Source organism: Mesorhizobium sp. B2-3-4 (assembly GCF_006442315.1).
Classification (GTDB): domain Bacteria; phylum Pseudomonadota; class Alphaproteobacteria; order Rhizobiales; family Rhizobiaceae; genus Mesorhizobium.
Window position 1 is genome coordinate 55,433 of the sequence record NZ_VFVY01000013.1, and the last position, 16,543, is coordinate 71,975.

At 65.0% G+C, this 16,543-nt stretch carries 20 protein-coding genes and 1 tRNA gene; 17 read left to right on the forward strand and 4 right to left on the reverse strand.

Annotated features, from left to right (window positions below):
• Nucleotides 1-85: 85 nt before the first annotated feature.
• Genes FJ967_RS19565 through FJ967_RS19580 form a run of 4 tightly spaced genes read left to right on the forward strand, consistent with a single transcriptional unit; the run spans nucleotide 86 to nucleotide 2,660 of the window.
• Entirely contained in the window at nucleotides 86-496 is a 411-nt protein-coding gene (locus FJ967_RS19565) for a VOC family protein (protein ID WP_140733471.1), read from the forward strand.
• Complete coding sequence (gene rdgB / locus FJ967_RS19570; RefSeq protein ID WP_140733472.1) at nucleotides 496-1,158, forward strand: RdgB/HAM1 family non-canonical purine NTP pyrophosphatase; 663 nt, start codon at nucleotides 496-498, stop codon at nucleotides 1,156-1,158. The genes FJ967_RS19565 and rdgB overlap by 1 nt, the downstream gene beginning before the upstream one ends.
• Nucleotides 1,155-2,333 carry a radical SAM family heme chaperone HemW gene (gene hemW / locus FJ967_RS19575; RefSeq protein WP_140733473.1) on the forward strand — a complete coding sequence of 393 codons (1,179 nt, stop codon included), beginning with the start codon at nucleotides 1,155-1,157 and terminating at the stop codon, nucleotides 2,331-2,333. Before rdgB ends, hemW begins: the two co-directional genes overlap by 4 nt.
• Nucleotides 2,334-2,336: 3 nt before the next feature.
• Nucleotides 2,337-2,660 carry a low molecular weight protein tyrosine phosphatase family protein gene (locus FJ967_RS19580; protein WP_140733474.1) on the forward strand — a complete coding sequence of 108 codons (324 nt, stop codon included), beginning with the start codon at nucleotides 2,337-2,339 and terminating at the stop codon, nucleotides 2,658-2,660.
• Nucleotides 2,661-2,817: 157 nt separating this feature from the next.
• Here FJ967_RS19580 and FJ967_RS19585 read toward each other — a convergent pair whose 3' ends face one another.
• Genes FJ967_RS19585 through FJ967_RS33440 form a run of 3 tightly spaced genes read right to left on the reverse strand, consistent with a single transcriptional unit; the run spans nucleotide 2,818 to nucleotide 3,867 of the window.
• Nucleotides 2,818-3,453, reverse strand: a complete 636-nt coding sequence (locus tag FJ967_RS19585; protein WP_140733475.1) for a hypothetical protein — start codon at nucleotides 3,451-3,453, stop codon at nucleotides 2,818-2,820.
• 41 nt (nucleotides 3,454-3,494) lie between these two features.
• Entirely contained in the window at nucleotides 3,495-3,683 is a 189-nt protein-coding gene (locus FJ967_RS19590; protein WP_140733476.1) for a hypothetical protein, read from the reverse strand.
• Between the two features lie 7 nt (nucleotides 3,684-3,690).
• Nucleotides 3,691-3,867 carry a hypothetical protein gene (locus FJ967_RS33440; protein ID WP_181176002.1) on the reverse strand — a complete coding sequence of 59 codons (177 nt, stop codon included), beginning with the start codon at nucleotides 3,865-3,867 and terminating at the stop codon, nucleotides 3,691-3,693.
• Between the two features lie 209 nt (nucleotides 3,868-4,076).
• Between FJ967_RS33440 and rsmI the strand changes: the two genes are divergently transcribed.
• The gene (gene rsmI / locus FJ967_RS19595) at nucleotides 4,077-4,991 is read left to right on the forward strand and encodes a 16S rRNA (cytidine(1402)-2'-O)-methyltransferase (protein WP_181176003.1); all 915 of its coding nucleotides are present in this window, start codon (nucleotides 4,077-4,079) and stop codon (nucleotides 4,989-4,991) included.
• A complete protein-coding gene (locus FJ967_RS19600; protein WP_181176005.1) occupies nucleotides 4,984-5,361 on the forward strand; it encodes a YraN family protein in 378 nt (125 codons plus the stop codon). The genes rsmI and FJ967_RS19600 overlap by 8 nt, the downstream gene beginning before the upstream one ends.
• A gap of 100 nt (nucleotides 5,362-5,461) precedes the next feature.
• Here FJ967_RS19600 and FJ967_RS19605 read toward each other — a convergent pair whose 3' ends face one another.
• The gene (locus FJ967_RS19605; protein WP_140733479.1) at nucleotides 5,462-6,268 is read right to left on the reverse strand and encodes an undecaprenyl-diphosphate phosphatase; all 807 of its coding nucleotides are present in this window, start codon (nucleotides 6,266-6,268) and stop codon (nucleotides 5,462-5,464) included.
• A 202-nt stretch (nucleotides 6,269-6,470) separates the two neighbouring features.
• On the opposite strand from FJ967_RS19605, the gene FJ967_RS19610 reads away from it, so the two are divergent.
• The 11 genes from FJ967_RS19610 (at nucleotide 6,471) to FJ967_RS19660 (ending at nucleotide 16,520) form a co-directional block, all read left to right on the forward strand.
• The gene (locus FJ967_RS19610; RefSeq protein ID WP_115141663.1) at nucleotides 6,471-7,163 is read left to right on the forward strand and encodes a glutathione S-transferase family protein; all 693 of its coding nucleotides are present in this window, start codon (nucleotides 6,471-6,473) and stop codon (nucleotides 7,161-7,163) included.
• On the forward strand, nucleotides 7,144-8,298 hold the full coding sequence (gene queG / locus FJ967_RS19615; protein ID WP_140733480.1) for a tRNA epoxyqueuosine(34) reductase QueG: 1,155 nt from the start codon (nucleotides 7,144-7,146) through the stop codon (nucleotides 8,296-8,298). Before FJ967_RS19610 ends, queG begins: the two co-directional genes overlap by 20 nt.
• Nucleotides 8,295-9,203: an SDR family oxidoreductase gene (locus tag FJ967_RS19620; protein ID WP_140733481.1), complete on the forward strand. Its 909-nt coding sequence runs from the start codon at nucleotides 8,295-8,297 to the stop codon at nucleotides 9,201-9,203. Before queG ends, FJ967_RS19620 begins: the two co-directional genes overlap by 4 nt.
• A 64-nt stretch (nucleotides 9,204-9,267) precedes the next feature.
• Nucleotides 9,268-10,353 (forward strand): penicillin-insensitive murein endopeptidase, encoded by a 1,086-nt coding sequence (mepA, locus tag FJ967_RS19625; RefSeq protein WP_140733482.1) that lies wholly within the window; start codon nucleotides 9,268-9,270, stop codon nucleotides 10,351-10,353.
• 214 nt (nucleotides 10,354-10,567) lie between these two features.
• On the forward strand, nucleotides 10,568-11,254 hold the full coding sequence (locus tag FJ967_RS19630; protein WP_181176007.1) for a DUF433 domain-containing protein: 687 nt from the start codon (nucleotides 10,568-10,570) through the stop codon (nucleotides 11,252-11,254).
• Nucleotides 11,242-11,550 carry a hypothetical protein gene (locus FJ967_RS19635; RefSeq protein ID WP_181176009.1) on the forward strand — a complete coding sequence of 103 codons (309 nt, stop codon included), beginning with the start codon at nucleotides 11,242-11,244 and terminating at the stop codon, nucleotides 11,548-11,550. The genes FJ967_RS19630 and FJ967_RS19635 overlap by 13 nt, the downstream gene beginning before the upstream one ends.
• A gap of 262 nt (nucleotides 11,551-11,812) precedes the next feature.
• Nucleotides 11,813-12,859, forward strand: coding sequence for a glucokinase (locus tag FJ967_RS19640; protein WP_140733485.1), 1,047 nt, complete (start codon nucleotides 11,813-11,815; stop codon nucleotides 12,857-12,859).
• Nucleotides 12,860-12,937: 78 nt separating this feature from the next.
• Nucleotides 12,938-14,797, forward strand: coding sequence for an ABC transporter ATP-binding protein (locus FJ967_RS19645; RefSeq protein WP_140733486.1), 1,860 nt, complete (start codon nucleotides 12,938-12,940; stop codon nucleotides 14,795-14,797).
• Complete coding sequence (gene dapB / locus FJ967_RS19650) at nucleotides 14,794-15,633, forward strand: 4-hydroxy-tetrahydrodipicolinate reductase (protein WP_140733487.1); 840 nt, start codon at nucleotides 14,794-14,796, stop codon at nucleotides 15,631-15,633. Before FJ967_RS19645 ends, dapB begins: the two co-directional genes overlap by 4 nt.
• 32 nt (nucleotides 15,634-15,665) lie before the next feature.
• On the forward strand, nucleotides 15,666-16,286 hold the full coding sequence (locus FJ967_RS19655; RefSeq protein ID WP_027032181.1) for a 2,3-bisphosphoglycerate-dependent phosphoglycerate mutase: 621 nt from the start codon (nucleotides 15,666-15,668) through the stop codon (nucleotides 16,284-16,286).
• A 149-nt stretch (nucleotides 16,287-16,435) separates the two neighbouring features.
• Nucleotides 16,436-16,520, forward strand: a tRNA-Leu gene (locus tag FJ967_RS19660).
• Nucleotides 16,521-16,543 lie beyond the last annotated feature (23 nt).

Sequence of the window (16,543 nt, forward strand, 5' to 3'; positions counted from 1 at the left end):
ATGTTGCAAAGCGGGTGGCAGCCTCAAAGCTGCTGATCTCCCCCCTTGAGGGGGAGATGGCCGGCAGGGCAGAGAGGGGGGCCTCGTGATACCCTCCGCCGTCCTGGAATCCGCCCTCTACGTCACCGACCTCACCGCAGCCGAAGCCTTCTACACCGACATAATCGGCCTCACTCTCCTCGGAAAGGTCGAAGGCCGCCATCTCTTCTTCCGTTGCGGCCCCGGCGTGCTGCTCATCTTCAACGCCGAGGCGACCAAAATCCCGCCGGCGCCCGACGCCCGGCTGAAAGTGCCGCCGCATGGCACGGTTGGCGAAGGCCATCTCTGCTTTGCAGCAACCGCCGACGAACTCACCGGCTGGAAAGCGCTTCTGGAGGCAAAAAACATTGCCATCGAAAGCGAATTCGAATGGCCGCAAGGCGGTCGTTCGCTCTATATACGCGACCCCTCGGGCAATTCCATCGAGTTCGCCGAGCCGAGAATCTGGGGCCTTTGATGCATACACTTGATGGCAAGAAAATAGTCGTCGCCAGCCACAATGAAGGCAAGCTGCGCGAATTCGCCGACCTGATGGGCCCGTTCGGCTTCGAGGCCAAATCGGCCAAGGCGTACGGCTTGCCGGAACCCGACGAAACCGGCACCACCTTCGAGGAGAACGCCTACATCAAGGCCTTCGCCGCCGCCAAGGCGACCGGCCTGCCGGCGCTGTCTGACGATTCGGGCCTGTGCGTCGACGCGCTCGACGGCGCGCCCGGCGTCTACACCGCCAACTGGGCCGAAACGCCAGACGGAAGCAGGGATTTCGCCATGGCCATGCAGCGCACCGAAGTGGCGATGCAAGAGGTTGGCGCGGCCACGCCCGAGCAGCGCACGGGCCGCTTCGTCGCCGTCATCTGCCTGGCTTTTCCCGACGGCGAGGCCGAATATTATCGCGGCGAGGCGGAAGGCACGCTGGTCTGGCCGCCGCGCGGCGAACTCGGCTTCGGCTACGATCCGGTGTTCCTGCCCAACGGTTTCGAAAAGACCTTCGGCGAGATGAGCGCCGAGGAAAAACATGGCTGGAAGCCCGGCCAGGCGACGGCGCTGTCGCACCGCGCCCGCGCTTTCCAGAAGTTCGCCCAGGCTCGGCTGGGTTTGGGCACATCCGGGTCGGCATGATCGGGCCTGGCACAATCATGCCGCTCGACCGCAGCCCCGGCTTCGGCGTCTATGTGCATTGGCCGTTCTGCGCGGCCAAGTGCCCCTATTGCGACTTCAACAGCCATGTCCGCCACCAGCCGGTCGATCAGGAGCGCTTTGCCGCCGCCTTCGAGGCCGAACTGGCGACGATGCGCCAGCGCACCGGGCCGCGCGAGGTGACCAGCATCTTCCTGGGCGGCGGCACGCCGTCGCTGATGAAGCCGCAGACCGTGGCCAGGGTCCTGGACGCGGTGGCCAAGAATTGGACCGTCCCCGACGGCATCGAAGTCACGCTGGAGGCCAATCCGTCCTCGGTCGAGGCGGAGCGCTTTCGCGGCTACCGCGCGGCAGGCGTCAACCGGGTGTCACTCGGCGTCCAGGCGCTGAACGACAAGGATCTGCGTTTCCTCGGACGGCTGCACAATGTCGAGGAGGCGCTGCACGCCATCGGGCTCGCGCGGGAAATATTCCCCAGGCTCTCCTTCGACCTGATCTATGCGCGGCCCGGCCAGACGCCGCAGGATTGGCAGGCGGAACTCGAACAGGCGATCGGCCACGCCGCCGACCATCTGTCGCTTTACCAGCTCACCATCGAGGAAGGCACGCCCTTCCACGCACTGCACGCGGCCAAGAAATTCATCATCCCCGACAACGACCACGCCGCCGATCTCTACGCACTGACGCAGGAGATCACGGCGGCAAATGGTTTGCCGGCTTATGAGATTTCCAACCATGCGCGGCCAGGCGCCGAGAGCCGGCATAATCTGACCTACTGGCGCTACGGCGAATATGTCGGCGTCGGCCCCGGCGCGCACGGCCGCTTCGTCGAGAATGGCCACCGAGTGGTGACGATCGCCGAACGGATGCCGGAAACCTGGGCCAATCTGGTCGAGGCCAAGGGCCACGGTGTCACCGGCGGCGAAATCCTGACGCGCTCGGAAGAGGCCGACGAGTTCCTGCTGATGGGCCTGCGGCTCGCCGAAGGCATCGACCTCACACGCTACGAGGCGTTTTCCGGACGCGGCCTGTCCAGCGCGCGGCTGTCGGTGCTGCAAGGCGAGGGGCTGGTGGCGCCGATCGGCAACGCCCGCCTGCGCGCCACGCCGGCCGGCATGATCGTGCTTGATGCCGTGGTGGCGGACCTGGCGCGGTAACCCTTGAAAAACGTCCTCTTCGTCTGCAGCCAGAACCGGCTGCGCAGCCCGACCGCCGAGCAGGTGTTTTCCACCCGCCGCGACATCGAGGTCGAATCGGCCGGCACCAATCACGATGCCGACAGCCCGCTGACGCATGAGCTGGTGGCATGGGCCGACATCATCTTCGTCATGGAAAAGACGCACCGCACCAAGCTGCAGAAGAGATTCAAGGCCAGTCTCAAGGCGGCCAAGGTGATCTGCCTCGACATACCGGACGACTATGAATTCATGGACCCGGAGCTGATCGAGCTTCTGAAGGCACGGGTTTCGCGGTATCTGGACTGAGCCTTACGCTGCAATCCATCCATTCGTCGTCCTCCACGCACCCAGATCGTCATCCCCGGGCTTGTCCCGAGGATCTACAGTGCGCAAGACCAACCGGCCGGTCTTCAATCCGGGCGCTGCTGTCGGCCGCCTTCGCGGCAGGCGCGGTGCTGGCCGTCTATCGGGGGTAGACGCGCCTGTCCGGCCAAGAAGCATCGGCCACGCCGCAATCCGAACCCGTGTCGACTTCAAAGAAGAAATCCTGATGGTGGAAATCGCCGCCATCCTCCCAGGATTGCTGCGTCAGGCCGCAGCCTGCGTAGGAGAACACGTCGATCCTCGTCGCTCGCGGCGCCTGTATCCATCGGTCGCCCACCTTGTGAAACAAGTAGTCCGAGGTGGCTGGATCATCGGAACGCATATGCAGGGGGACGCCGGGCATCGCGAACTCCGGATCGATGTCCAGTTGCAGATAGGCGGCTGAAACATTTTCAACGGTAATCCAGTCGCGGCTGGAAATGGGCTGGTTGAGAGCGGGGTAGAGAACCCTCGCGAATTCGCGCTCCGTGGTCTCGCCGGCAAGCGTCCCGCGCAGCGAAAGCGTCTTGGCAAACAGGCCGCTGGCCGCGATGGCCCTGAATTTTATGGTTCGCGGTCTTTGCGGGGTCGAGCCGGCTTGTGTGGATTGCGGTGCGCCCGGCGACGGCGGCTCGCGGACGGCCGATGCCGCATTGTTTCGACTATCGGCCGAGGGGGCCGAGGCAATCAGGCCGAACAGCGCGATGGCAGTGGCGAACAGTCGCCGGCCAACCAATGTTTCAGCTCCGGTGTCCCGCAATTTGTGGGCTACCCAGGTCAGGCATCGTGCTTGTGGCGATGCTTTGCGCGTTCTTTTTCCGCATGCGCCTCGCCGTTCCGGACTGGCTTGGCGTTGTCCTTGTCGCGACGGCCGCGGTGCTGGTCCCCCAATGAGGGCAAGGGTACGCCGTGGCGCGCATTCTTTGTTTCAAGACGGGTGATGAAGATATCGAAGCGATTGGGCATCGTCCGGTCAGTGCTCCGTCGTGCTGTCGGGTTTGTTGTCTGAAAGCCTTACATTGGTGGGCAAGGCGACCGGCGTCTCGGCGGCCGGTCCTGTCCTGCCAGGCAGCCGCTTGTCCCGGCGCGGGGCACGATCGCGGTCGGCATAATAGGGCGCGAAGGCGTCCTGTATCATCAGGCTGTCCATCCTGTTCTCCCTTTGGGAATCAGGGGCTAAATCTGCCAAATCCGGTTTCGTTCCCCACTGTGGCGAAGGCATGGCAGCCACCTTACATCGGTGTGAGTTTTGCAAGCCGGCGCCGGCCATGCCAAAGAAGACTTTGGCAGGCCAAACAGGCCTTTGGCGGGCCAAACAAGGTGTGGCAGGCCAGACAGGCTCGAACGGAGACGGCATCGGTGACTGGCGAGACGGGCAGGCGCGGCTATGTGATCGGGCAGGCGCAAATGCATGCGCGGCCGCTGGAGCCGGCGCTCTATCTGGTGGCGACGCCGATCGGCAATCTCGCCGACATCACCTTGCGCGCGCTGGAGACGCTGGCCGCCGCCGACATCGTCGCCTGCGAGGACACGCGCGTGTCGCGGGTGCTGCTTGACCGCTACGGCATCCGCCGCCGCACCACGGCCTACCACGAGCACAATGCCGGCGAGGCCGGGCCGAAGCTGATCGCGGCGCTCGCGGCCGGCCAGAGCGTGGCGCTGATTTCCGACGCCGGCACACCGCTCGTCTCCGACCCCGGTTACCGGCTGGTCGCAGAGGCGCTCGACCTTGGCATGCGCGTCGTGCCGATCCCCGGCCCGTCAGCGCCGCTGGCGGCACTCACCGCGTCCGGCCTGCCGTCGGACGCTTTCCTGTTCGCCGGTTTCCTGCCGGTGAAATCAGGCCAGCGGCTGGCAAGGCTGGAAGCGTTGAAGGCCGTGCCGGCGACGCTGATCTTCTTCGAATCGCCGCGCCGGCTGGCCGAATCGCTCGGCGCCATGGTCGAATCGCTCGGCGGCGAGCGGAAGGTAGCCATCGGCCGGGAATTGACGAAGACCTTCGAGGAAATGCGCATCGGCACGCTGCAGGTTCTCGCCGATCACTACGCGGCCGCCGACACGCCGAAGGGCGAGATCGTCGTCTGCGTCGGTCCCGCCGAGGTCAGGGCCGACGAACCTGAAGACATCGACCGCCTGCTGCTGTCGCTGGCCGCCGAAATGCCGGCCTCCAAGGCGGCGGCGGAGGCGGCGAAAATGACCGGTGGGCAGAAGCAGGCGCTCTACCGGCGATTGCTCGAACTCAGGGATGCTTCTGGAGAAAGCGACGGTGGCTGAGCGTCCGAGCGTCAGCCGCCAGAAAGCCTATCGGCGCGGCCATCGCGGCGAATGGCTGGCGGCTCTGGTGCTGACGCTGAAAGGCTATCGCATCCTGGCGCGCCGGCACCGCACGCGATTCGGCGAGATCGACCTGATCGCCCGACGCGGTGACCTCGTCCTGTTCGTCGAGGTCAAGGCGCGCCGCACGCTGATGGAGGCCATGGAGGCGATCGGCCACGAATCGGAGCGCCGTATCGAGGCGGCCGCTGACATCTGGCTGTCGCGCCAGCCCGACTATGGCAGGCTGTCGATGCGCTTCGACATGGTTGCCGTGCTGCCCTGGCGCTGGCCGGTGCATGTCCCGAACGCGTTTTACGGACGGAATTAGACGAGCACTTGACGGGCGTTGCTCGCCCTTCGCCGGCTCAGGGCGTTCGTCGCTCAGGAAGCCAAGCAATTGGCTTCCTGTCCGCTTCGCGGATCGCTCCTCACCCCCAGATCATCAGCGCAACCAGCCCGACGATCCCCACCACCAGCCGCCACCAGCCGAACAGCGAGTAGCCGTTGCGCGAGACGTAATCGAGCAGGAAGCGCACCACGAACAGCGCGGTGACGAAGGCGGCGACGAAGCCGATGGCGATGATCGGCAGGTCGGCCGAGGTCAGGACGTTGCGGTTCTTGAACAGGTCGAAGGCAAAGGCACCGACCATGGTCGGAATGGCGAGGAAGAAGGAAAATTCCGCCGCCGCTCGCTTGTCGACGCCCAAGAGCAGCGCGCCGACGATGGTCGAGCCCGAGCGCGAGGTGCCGGGGATCAGCGACAGGCACTGGAACAGGCCGATCTGCAGGTAGAGCCGGGTCGGGAAACGCTCGACGTCGCGATAGACCGGCTTGAGGTTCATGCGGTCGACGGCAAGCAGGATGACGCCGCCGATGATCAGCATGATGCAGATCAGCCGTGGCGATTCGAACAGCACCGTCTTGATGAAGTCGTGAGCCAGGGCACCGATGATGGCCGCCGGCAGGAAGGCGATCAGGATGCCGAGGACGAAATGCCGCGTCAGCCGGTCATGCGGCAGTTCGAGCAGCATCTGCCAAAGCCGGCGGAAATAGACGCTCAGGATCGCCAGGATGGCGCCCAGCTGGATCAGGATCTCGAAGGCCTTGCCGGTCGACTGGAAGCCGAGGAAGTGGCCTGCGAGCAGGATATGGCCGGTCGAGGACACGGGTATGAATTCGGTCAATCCCTCGAGAAGGCCGAGCAGCAGGGCTTCGACGATGGTCTGGCTTTCCATATCTACCTCGGCATTTGCATGACGGCTAAAGGAACGGCTTGCCAAAATGGCTTGCTTGTCATGGCGTTGAAGTGCCCCTATAGGTCGCAACACCCCTGACGGCCCGCTGACCGGGCGGCCAAGACTTACCGGTGCGTCCGGCGATTCGCCAGTGCGGCAAGCCGGAATCCACCACACCAGTACGCTTTATCATCGCGGAACCATGCTGACGCTCTTCCACCATCCCATGTTCGCCACCTGCCGCTTCGTCCGTCTCGCTTTCGGCGAGTATGGCGAGGAACTGGCGCTGATCGAGGAAAAGCCGTGGACGCGGCGCAAGGAGTTCCTGGCGCTGAACCCTGCCGGCACGCTGCCGATCCTGCTGGCCGAGGGCGACGTCCCGATCGTCGGCGCGACGGTGATTTCGGAATATCTCGACGAGACGCGCGGCGTGCTGAAGCGCGACAAGCGGCTGTTTGCCGAGGACCCGATGCAGCGCGCCGAAATCCGCCGGCTGATCGACTGGTATCTCAACAAGGCAGAGAGCGAGGTTACCCGCCACCTGGTGCGCGAGCGCGTGCTGAAGCCGATCATGCCGGAAACGGCCGGTGGCGGCTCGCCCGATTCGGGTGCCATCCGCGCCGCGCGCGCCAACATCCGCCAGCATATGAAATACACCAACTGGCTGGCCGGTACCCGTCACTGGCTGGCCGGCGGCAGGGTCACCTATGCCGATCTGGCGGCCGCCGCGACGCTGTCGGTGCTCGACTATCTCGGCGAGATCGACTGGCGCGAACACCCTGCCGCGCGCGAATGGTACACGCGGGTGAAGTCGCGGCCCTCCTTCCGGCCGCTCTTGACCGACCGCGTGCGCGGCCTGTCGCCGGTGTCGCACTATGCGGACCTCGACTTCTGACGCGGCAAGACTGCGTGCGCTGATCGACGCGGAGGCACGGCGCGCCGGTTTCGACGCCGTCGCCGTCACCGCTCCCGATGCCATTCCGCTGGCGCCCGCCAGGTTGGCGGAATTCGTCGCCGACGGCTTTCACGGCTCGATGGACTGGATCGCCGAGACGCTTCAGCGCCGCAGCGAGCCGTCGGCCCTGTGGCCCGACGTGCGCTCGATCATCGTGCTGGCCATGAATTACGGGCCGGACCATGATCCGCGCGACATTCTGGCCAGACACGATCGCGGCGCGATCTCGGTCTACGCCAAAAACCGCGACTATCACGAGGTGATGAAGGGCCGGCTGAAGGAGATCGCCGGCAAGATCGTCTCGCGCGCCGGTGGCGACGTGAAGGTCTTCGTCGACACAGCGCCGGTCATGGAAAAGCCGTTGGCCGAGGCCGCGGGGCTGGGCTGGCAGGGCAAGCACACCAACCTGGTCAGCCGCGAACACGGCTCCTGGCTGTTCCTCGGCACCATCTTCACCACCGCGCAACTGGAGCCGGACAGGGCCGAGATCGACCATTGCGGCTCCTGCCGCGCCTGCCTCGACGCTTGCCCGACCGACGCCTTTCCGGCGCCCTACCGGCTCGATGCGCGGCGCTGCATCTCCTACCTCACCATCGAGAACAAGGGGCCGATCCCGCAGGAATTCCGCGAGGCGATCGGCAATCGCATCTATGGCTGCGACGACTGCCTCGCCGCCTGCCCGTGGAACAAGTTCGCCAGCGCCGCCTCCGAAGCCAAGCTCGCCGCGCGGCACGATCTGCGCGAGCCGCCGCTGGCCGATCTGCTCGAACTGGACGATGCCGCCTTCCGCCTTTTCTTCTCAGGCTCGCCGATCAAGCGCATCGGCCGCGACCGCTTTGTCCGGAACGTGCTGATCGCCGCCGGCAATTCCGGCGACGCCGCGCTGGCCGCCGCCGTGCGCGCCTTGCTCGGCGACGACTCGCCGCTCGTGCGGGGCGCGGCAATATGGGCGCTGGCGCGGCTGGTGCCGGAAACCGAATATCGCGAACGGGCCGCGAATGGCCTTGAAACCGAAAACAATGCCGCGGTGCGCGAGGAATGGCGCCTGGCGCGGCCAGACAGGACGCATGCATGAGCCAAAAGCAGGTCTTCATCTTCGGCGCCGGCTATTCGGGCAAGGCCTTTGCCCGGGCCAATACCCAGGCCGCGACGATTTTCGGCACGACGCGTTCCGAGGAAAAATTCGCGGCGCTGCGCCAGGTCGGCATCGCCCCGCTGCTCTTCGATGGCGCGCTGACCGGCGAAATCGGCGATGCGCTGGAGGAGACCACGCATCTGGTGATTTCGGTCGCCCCGGAAGACGCCGGCGACCCCGTGCTGAATGCCGCACGCGAAGCGATCGCCCGGATGCCGGCGCTCGAATGGATCGGCTATCTCTCGACCGTCGGTGTCTATGGCGATCACGGCGGCGCCTGGGTCGACGAGACGGCCGCATGCCGGCCGGTGTCGAAGCGCTCAGTGATGCGGGTCGAGGCCGAACGGGCCTGGCTGAAACTGGGCCAGGACATCGGCCGCCCGGTTGCGGTCCTGCGGCTGTCCGGCATTTATGGTCCTGGGCGCAATGCGCTGGTCAATCTGGAGAACGGTACCGCAAGGCGGCTGGTCAAGCCCGACCAGGTGTTCAACCGCATCCATTGCGACGATATCGCCGGCGCGCTCTGGCAGCTTATCGCCGGCAACACCGGCGGCATCTTCAACGTCACCGATGACGAGCCGGCGCCGCCGCAGGATGTCGTCACCTATGCCGCTTCGCTGATGGGCCTGGAGCCGCCGCCGGAAATTCCTTTCGAAGGCGCCCAACTTTCGCCCATGGCGCGGTCCTTCTATGGCGAGAACAAACGGGTCGCCAACGCGGCCATCAAGGCGGCGGGCTATCGGTTTCGCTTTCCCGATTACCGTGCCGCCTTCGACCATATGTGGGCAAGCGGCGACTGGCGAGACGGCGCGCCGCGCAGCCCGATGCGAGGTGCGAAGGGCTAGCACGATCGAAGCGTGGGGCTTCACGTGCTATGATTCTGCGGTTCGAGGCGCGGGGGTGCGGTTCATGAAATCATCGACGCGGGCGCTTGGCGCGAGAAATGCGGTGTTGGCGGCGGCACTTGCCCTGGCGTGCCTCGCCGTGCAGCCGGCCGCGGCCGAGGAACGGGCAAAGGACCTGTTCGGCGCCGAAAAACTGCCGACCGCCACCGCGCCGCAATCCTTCGGCTTCTATTCCAAGGGCTGTTTCGCCGGCGGCGTTGCCATTCCCATGGACGGTCCGACCTGGCAGGTCATGCGGCCGTCGCGCAACCGCCGCTGGGGCCATCCGGCGATGATCGCCACGATCGAGAAATTGTCGCGCGACGCGGTCGCCGACGGCTGGCCGGGCCTGTTGATCGGCGACATCGCGCAGCCGCGCGGCGGCCCGATGCTGACCGGCCATGCCTCGCACCAGATCGGCCTCGACGCCGACATCTGGCTGACGCCGATGCCAGCCCGCACCATGACCAGGGCGCAGCGCGAGAATATGAGCGCGACCCTGATGGTCGACGAGAAGACGCATCTGGTGAAGGACGCGCTGTGGACGCCGCAGCATACGGCACTGCTCAAGCGCGCGGCGAGCTATCCGCAGGTCGAGCGCATCCTGGTCAATCCCGGCATCAAGAAAAAGCTCTGCGACACCGTCAAGGGCGACCGCACCTGGCTGCGCAAGATCAGGCCGTTCTGGGGCCACGACTACCATTTCCACATGCGCATCGGCTGCCAGCCGGGCTCGCCCACCTGCAAGGCACAGGAGGCGACGCCTGATGACGATGGCTGCGGCAAGCCGCTGGCCTGGTGGTTCACCGAGGAGCCGTGGCGGCCCAACAAGAACCCCGATGCGCCGAAGGCGCGGGACGTGATGACGATGGCGAACCTGCCCAGGGAATGCCGCGCCGTGCTCGACGCGCCGGGACCGGCCTCGGCCGAGGCGGCGACCTATCATGGCGGCGCCGTGCCGGTCGCGGTGGCGGCGCCCGAACCGGAACAGCCGTCGCAGCCCGCCCCCGCGGCCAGCGACGTCTCCGACCTGTCCAACGCGGCAAATGCGTTCGCCGCCACCCCGAGGATCGGTGCGCCGGTGCCGCGGCCACGGCCGCCAGGGAACTGACCGCCGGGGACTATTGGCCAAAGTCACCGACCTTGCCGCGCGAGCTGAATTAGGCATGAGTACTACCGCAAGCCAGTGCAATTGACGTGCTTCTCCAGCACCACCAGCGGCGCAAAAAATGAATCCGAACAACGAGTTACTAAACCATTGATTTTAAAGTTAATTCTAGCCTCAATTGTTGACGGAAAGGAATTTATCCCTTATAATGTGGTGCATGACAGTTGCGACGCGTCAGTGGCGAGAGCGGTTGAGCGTGCCGGCCTATAGAGTGGCCGACGCGGCGCGTTACGCTGGCACGACAACGCAAACAGTCAATAACTGGCAGCGAGCGGTCATAAGTGACCGTGAAGCAGGCAAGGCCCTGTCTTATTTGCAATTGGTGGAGCTTGGTGTAGTCGCGGCTATGCGAAAGCAGGGCGTTACGCTGAAGACAATCCGCAAAACGCGCCTCTACCTGGCGGAAGAATTTGGGTCTCAATTCCCGTTTGCCGAGTATCGGTTCAAAACTGATGGCAGGGAATTGATGATGGATTCCGAAGTATTGGCGCCTGAAGTCCGGAACAAACTAATTGTGGTTAGCGAAAACGGTCAATTTGCCTGGAAAGAAGTCCTCGCAAAGCTGCTTCGTCAGTTTGAGTACTCGGATGAGGACGATGGAATTGTCGTGCGGTGGAAGCTGGACGGTGACGATTCGCCGATCATCATCGACCCGCGAATTTGCTTTGGCGAGCCTCAAGTTGGCGGCGTGCCGACCTGGACTATCCGCGAGCGCTGGGTTAGTGGCGAGGGGCTAAAAGACATAGCGACCGACTATGATATTGAGCCCCACCTTGTGTCATCGGCCCTTAAGTTCGAGGGCATTCCTATTGATCTAAAGCGCCCTAATACGTGGGCAAACTAACCTTCTTCTTTGATCGAACGTTTGGCACCCGACTACCGGGTGCTCTCGCAACGATGAAGCCACCAATGATTATTCGCTGGCATCAGGAGATGGGTTTTGCCCATGACATGCCAGACGACGAATGGATGGAGCCAGTAGGCGCGGCGCAGTGGGTTGTGCTTTCGCAAGACAGGAAATGGCACGAAATTGAGGTCGAGGCGCAGGCAGTTAGGCAGCACGGTTTGCGCTGCTTTATCTGCCCTGCATTGATCGATGGCAAACACTGGCAAGCTTTATGCAGCGCCACAAAAAGATGATGGAATTGGCAGAATCGACGCCTGCTCCATTCATTTACCGTCTAAAGAAGAACGGTCAATTTTACCCGGTGCAGATACCATGAATTTGAGAGACAAGGCAGGGGAAACCTGTATTCCCTCTCTATAAGAGAGTGGCCGTTTGGCCGCAGAACCCGCTCGTGTGCGCCGCCGGGCTCGAAAACCGTTTCCCTTTTCAAACTCATGCGCTAGTCAACGCAGGAACGGCGGACGCCGTCAGGGGGCGCCGGAGACGGACGAGAGCATGCCAGGCCTAAGCGATACCGACACCTCGTTGCGGTTTCCGATCCTGATCGGCGACATTGGCGGCACCAATGCGCGCTTCTCGATCGTGCTCGACGCCAATTCCGAGGCCGGCGAGCCTGTCATCGTGCAGACCGCCAATTACAACACCATCGACGAGGCGATCCAGGCGGCGGTGCTCGACCGCTCGTCGGTTCGTCCCAATTCGGCGGTGCTGGCGGTGGCCGGCCCGGTCGACGGCGACGAGATCGAACTCACCAACTGCCCCTGGGTCGTCAAGCCGAGGCAGATGTTCACCAATCTGGGCCTGAGCGACATCGTCGTGCTCAACGATTTCGAGGCGCAGGCGCTGGCCGTCGTGGCGCTTGGCGAGGAGCATATGGAAAAGATCGGCGGCGGCACGCCGGAGCCCAATGCCGGACGCGTGGTGCTGGGTCCCGGCACCGGCCTCGGCGTCGCCGGGCTGGTCCATGCCTTGCACCACTGGATCCCGGTGCCCGGCGAAGGCGGCCATATGGATATCGGGCCGCGCACGCCACGCGATTTCGAGGTTTTCCCGCATATCGAGAAGCTCGAGGGCCGCATTTCGGGCGAGCAGATCCTGTGCGGGCGCGGTCTCGTCAACGTCTACCGCGCCGTGGCCAGGGCCGACGGCAAGCCGGCGCCGTTCACCACGCCGGCCGAAGTCACCGGTGCGGCGCTGTCCCAGTCGGACGCGGTGGCCGAGGAGGCGCTGGAGACCTTCGTCACCTGCCTCGGCCGCACCGCGGGCGACCTCGCGCTGGTGTTCATGAGCCGTGGCGGCGTCTTCCTCACCGGCGGCATCGCGCAAAAAATCGTGCCGGCGCTGAAAAAGGGCAATTTCCGCGCCGCCTTCGAGGACAAGGCGCCGCACAGCGCGCTGATGCGCACCATGCCCGTCTATGTCATAACCCATCCGCTGGCCGCTCTTCTCGGCCTTGCCGCCTATGCCAGAAACCCCTCTCTGTTCGGCGTCCAGACCTCGGGCCGGCGCTGGCGCGACGAAGTTAGTCATCCCAAGGCATAGGCAAGCCGGCTGCTTGGCGCTAATAGGGGTGCCGAATTGCCCGGCCGCGGGAAGCGGAAACCGACAAAGCCCTCTGATTTGACACTTCAAAACCCAAACAAGCTGAAAGCCAGTCCCGGCGAGGTCACCGCGGTGCTGCGCCGCATTCTCGCGGAGAACAGCCATGACTACCGCTGGTCCTATGTCACCGCCGTGGTCTGCTCGCTGATCGTTTCGGGAACGACCGCCTTTACCGCCTGGATCATGGCGCCGATGGTCAACCAGATCTTCTACGAGCGGCGCGGCGACGCCATCGTGTGGATCTGCGCCGGCTTCATGGCCGCCTTCGTGCTGCGCGGCTTCGCCGGCTACGGCCAGGCGGTGACGCTGGCCAGGATCGGCAACAATCTGGTTGCCCGCTACCAGAAGCGCATCTTCGACCATCTGATGAAACTCGGCGTCGGCTTCTTCAACGACACGCGCTCGGGCCGGCTGGCGGCTCAGGTCAACGAGAATGTCGGCGGCATCCGCGACCTCCTGTCCCTGACGCTGACGTCGATCGCCCGCGACGCGGTGACTCTGGTCGGCCTTCTCGGCGTCATGGTCTACCAGGATCCGGTGCTGTCGCTCAGTTCGTTGCTGATCGGGCCGCCGCTGATCTGGGCGGTGGTCTATCTGCAGCGCCGCGTGCGGCGCATCACGCGGGAATCCGTGCTGATCAATTCGCGGCTGATCGGGGCGGTGCAGGAAGCCACGCAAGGCATCGCCATCGTTAAGGCCTTCACGATGGAGGACGAGCTGTCGGGCCGCATCAGCAAGCTCGCCAACGACGCCGAACAGCGCTCGAACAAGATTGCCCGCGTTTCCGAACGGCTGTCGCCGATTTCCGACATGCTGGCCGGCCTCGCCGTCACCTCCGTCATCGCCTATTCCGGCTACCGGGCGCTCGTCCTCGGACAGCCGCCGGGCGCGGTGTTTTCCTTCATCACCGCGCTGATCCTGGCCTATGATCCGGCACGGCGCCTGGCGCGCATGCAGGTCGGCATGGAGCGCGCCCTGGTCAATGCACGCATGATCTACGAACTGCTCGACCTCGAGCCGAAGCAGGGCGACGCCCCGGATGCCGCGCAGGCCCATTTCACCACGGGCGAAGTGCGCTTCAACAAGGTGTCCTTCCGCTATGTCGAGGAGGCGCCGGTTCTCCAGGGTCTGAGCTTTGTCGCCGCCGCCGGCAAGATGACCGCCGTCATCGGCGCGTCCGGCGCAGGCAAGACGACGCTGGTGGCGCTGCTGCAGCGCTTCTACGACGTCGAGGACGGCACGATCGAGATCGACGGCCAGGACATTTCCAAGGTCACCAAGCAGTCCTTGCGAAGCTCCATCGCCTATGTCTCGCAGGCGCCCTATCTGTTTGAGGGCACCATCCGCGACAACATCCGCTATGGCCGCCCCTCGGCCACCGATGCCGAGATCGAGGAGGCGGCGCGACTGGCCGCGGCCGACGAGTTCATCCGCCAGCAGCCGCAAGGCTACGACACGCCGGTCGGCGAAAACGGCGCGACCCTGTCGGGCGGCCAGCGCCAGCGTGTGTCGATCGCCCGCGCCATCGTGCGTCAGGCGCCGATCCTTCTGCTCGACGAGGCGACATCGGCGCTCGACAACGAGGCCGAAGCCCGCGTCCAGCAGGCGCTCACCAAGGTCATGGAAGGGCGCACCACCATCGTCATCGCGCACCGCCTGTCGACAGTGGTCAATGCCGATCACATCATCGTCCTGGAACAGGGCCATCTGGTCGAGGAAGGCACCCACGCTTCGCTGATGGCCGACCCGCACAGCGTCTATGCCCGGTTCCACCGCATACAGGGCGTCAAGGGCCTGGGGCTTGTCGACGACAGCGCGCCGGTCGAGACTGCGGTTCAGGATCTGGAGACCCAGACCATCGCCGGGAGCAAGACATGAGCGAGGCAACATCGGGCGGGCCGGCCGGCGATATGGGCCTTGTGGTGGTCGGCGCGGCCGGCCGCATGGGCCAGACGCTGATCCGCGCCATCCACGCCATTCCCGGCGCCCGCGTCATCGGCGCGGTCGAGCGCGCGGACTCGCCGCATCTGGGCAAGGATGCCGGCGAACTGGCGGGGGTCGGCCGTATCGACGTGGCGATCGGTAGCGATCCGCTGCCGGTCTTCGCCAGGGCCGACGGTGTCCTCGATTTCACCACCCCGGCCTCATCGGTCGAATTCGCCGGCTACGCCGCGCAGGCGCGCATCGTCCATGTCATCGGCACCACCGGCTGCTCGGCCGACGACAACGCCAGGATCGCCGCCGCTGCCCGCCACGCCACCATCGTCAAGTCGGGCAATATGAGCCTCGGCGTCAACCTTTTGGCGGTGCTGGTCGAACAGGCCGCGCGCGCGCTCGACGCCGACGATTTCGACATCGAGATCCTCGAAATGCACCACAGGCACAAGGTCGACGCGCCCTCGGGCACGGCGCTCCTGCTGGGCGAGGCCGCCGCCGCCGGGCGAGGCATCGCGCTTGCCGGCAATGACGTGCGTTCACGCGACGGCCATACGGGTGTGCGAAAGACCGGCACGATCGGCTTTGCCACGCTGCGCGGCGGCTCGGTGGTCGGCGACCACAGCGTGATCCTGGCCGGCACCGGCGAGCGAATCACGCTGTCGCACCATGCCGAGGACCGCGCCATTTTCGCCCGCGGCGCGGTCAAGGCCGCACTTTGGGCGCGCGGCAAGAAGCCGGGCCTCTATTCAATGCGGGACGTGCTCGGCCTGAGCTGAGACGCCTCACCACGGATCTGAAGGGAGCAAATATGTCGAGAACCCTCGTGCTCGTGCGCCACGGCCAGAGCGAATGGAATTTGAAGAACCTGTTCACCGGCTGGCGTGACGTCGACCTGACCGAGCAGGGCCATGCCGAGGCCAAGGCCGCCGGCCAGAAGCTGAAGGCGCGCGGCCTGAAGTTCGACATCGCCTTCACCTCGGCGCTGACCAGGGCGCAGAAAACCTGCCAGCACATTCTCGACGCGGTCGGCCAGAGCGATCTGAAGACCATCCGCGACCAGGCGCTCAACGAGCGCGACTATGGCGACCTCTCCGGCCTCAACAAGGACGACGCGCGCCAGAAATGGGGCGAGGAGCAGGTGCATGTCTGGCGCCGTTCCTACGACGTGCCGCCGCCCGGCGGCGAAAGCCTGAAGGACACCGGCGCCCGCGTCTGGCCCTATTACCTGCACGATTTGCAGCCGCACGTGCTGCGCGGCGGCACCGTGCTGGTCGCCGCCCATGGCAATTCGCTGCGCGCGCTGATCATGGCGCTGGACGGCAAGTCGGGCGAGGAGATCGTCAAGCTGGAACTCGGCACCGGCGTGCCGGTCATCTACCAGCTCAACGCCGATTCGACAGTGGCGTCGAAGGAAGTGCTGGAAGGCTGAGAGCGCTCCTCTCCCTGTCACTATACGGGGAGAGGATGCCGGCAGGCAGGTGAGGGGCGGCGCCAACGTCCGAAACTGAGCGGGGGAGCGGCGGCCCTCAAAAAAGCGCGTTGACAGCAACCGCTTGCCCGCTTATTGAGCCCGCACCAGCCCAGATGGCGGAATTGGTAGACGCGCACGGTTCAGGTCCGTGTTCCGCAAGGAGTGGAGGTTCGAGTCCTCTTCTGGGCACCATTTTATCCCGACTGCCAACGGGA

What these genes read in the sequence shown, in the direction of transcription:
- FJ967_RS19630 (WP_181176007.1), top strand. Translation starts at nt 10,568, where the DNA reads ATGACAGTTGCGACGCGTCAGTGGCGAGAGCGGTTGAGCGTGCCGGCC.
- mepA (WP_140733482.1), top strand. Translation starts at nt 9,268, where the DNA reads ATGAAATCATCGACGCGGGCGCTTGGCGCGAGAAATGCGGTGTTGGCG.
- FJ967_RS19610 (WP_115141663.1), top strand. Translation starts at nt 6,471, where the DNA reads ATGCTGACGCTCTTCCACCATCCCATGTTCGCCACCTGCCGCTTCGTC.
- FJ967_RS33440 (WP_181176002.1), bottom strand. Translation starts at nt 3,867, where the DNA reads ATGGACAGCCTGATGATACAGGACGCCTTCGCGCCCTATTATGCCGAC.
- rdgB (WP_140733472.1), top strand. Translation starts at nt 496, where the DNA reads ATGCATACACTTGATGGCAAGAAAATAGTCGTCGCCAGCCACAATGAA.
- FJ967_RS19620 (WP_140733481.1), top strand. Translation starts at nt 8,295, where the DNA reads ATGAGCCAAAAGCAGGTCTTCATCTTCGGCGCCGGCTATTCGGGCAAG.
- queG (WP_140733480.1), top strand. Translation starts at nt 7,144, where the DNA reads ATGCGGACCTCGACTTCTGACGCGGCAAGACTGCGTGCGCTGATCGAC.
- dapB (WP_140733487.1), top strand. Translation starts at nt 14,794, where the DNA reads ATGAGCGAGGCAACATCGGGCGGGCCGGCCGGCGATATGGGCCTTGTG.
- FJ967_RS19590 (WP_140733476.1), bottom strand. Translation starts at nt 3,683, where the DNA reads ATGCCCAATCGCTTCGATATCTTCATCACCCGTCTTGAAACAAAGAAT.
- FJ967_RS19640 (WP_140733485.1), top strand. Translation starts at nt 11,813, where the DNA reads ATGCCAGGCCTAAGCGATACCGACACCTCGTTGCGGTTTCCGATCCTG.
- hemW (WP_140733473.1), top strand. Translation starts at nt 1,155, where the DNA reads ATGATCGGGCCTGGCACAATCATGCCGCTCGACCGCAGCCCCGGCTTC.
- FJ967_RS19655 (WP_027032181.1), top strand. Translation starts at nt 15,666, where the DNA reads ATGTCGAGAACCCTCGTGCTCGTGCGCCACGGCCAGAGCGAATGGAAT.
- FJ967_RS19605 (WP_140733479.1), bottom strand. Translation starts at nt 6,268, where the DNA reads ATGGAAAGCCAGACCATCGTCGAAGCCCTGCTGCTCGGCCTTCTCGAG.